This window comes from Pseudomonas sp. JH-2, from assembly GCF_036231725.1.
Taxonomy (GTDB): Bacteria; Pseudomonadota; Gammaproteobacteria; order Pseudomonadales; family Pseudomonadaceae; genus Pseudomonas; species Pseudomonas delhiensis.
This window is the reverse complement of the sequence record NZ_JAZAQP010000127.1, coordinates 1-794: the sequence shown is the minus strand read 5'-3', so window position 1 is coordinate 794 and position 794 is coordinate 1. Positions and strand designations below refer to the sequence as shown.

Genomic DNA, 794 nt, shown 5'->3' with positions numbered 1-794 from the left:
GCCAGGGCGGGGCGCCGGACAACAGTTATGGCAATGACCTCAGTAATGTCGCGCGTCTCTATGGCCTCTATCCGGACCAGGCGGAAGACCTGCTACCGCCAGGAACCGAAGAGGCTTATGTACCGGTGTACATCGAGGGCATCGGTACTCGTAGCGGTCTGGGAGACTCCCTTTATAGCCAGGGCACGGGCCAGGGGGATACCGGCGTGGTAGCACGAGTTGAGCAGATGCCGGCGCTGGTCGTGAAGCAATTGGATAAGTTTCGAGGAGTGAACCCCGGCCTCAAAATTCGCCGGATCGAGATCGACCTGTTCGGTTTCAGCCGGGGTGCGGCGGCGGCGCGGCACTGCGCCAACGACCTGCTCAAGGGCGCGAACAGCCTGCTGGCCCGCTCGCTGCCCGTCGGCTCGCCCTTGTTGGCGGCCGGGTTCGCCTGGCGCTACCGCAGCGACTTCGCCCTTAATTTCATTGGGTTGTTCGATACCGTGGCCGGCATCGTCTCGCCGCAGGCCCTCGACTTCAGCCCGCACAATGCCAGGAACCCCGGGCTGCACCTGCGGCTCGCACCGGGCATGGCCCGCCAGGTGGTTCACCTGGTGGCCGATCATGAGTACCGCCACAACTTCTCCCTGACCCAGGCCGAACTGGACATCGTGCTCCCGGGTTGCCATTCGGACATCGGTGGCGGTTACCTGCCCCTGGCCAGGGAGAAGCTGCTGCTGAGCAAGCCCGACAGCAGCCTCGAGATCGCCTCGCTCGCCACCGAGCGCAGCGGGGCCCACTGGCGCACCAGG

The 794-nt window shown here is 65.2% G+C and carries 1 protein-coding gene; it reads left to right on the top strand.

Going from position 1 to position 794, the window contains the following annotated elements:
- Window positions 1-794: phospholipase effector Tle1 domain-containing protein (locus tag VV867_RS31030; RefSeq protein WP_328568449.1), on the top strand; the 794-nt coding region annotated here is incomplete at both ends.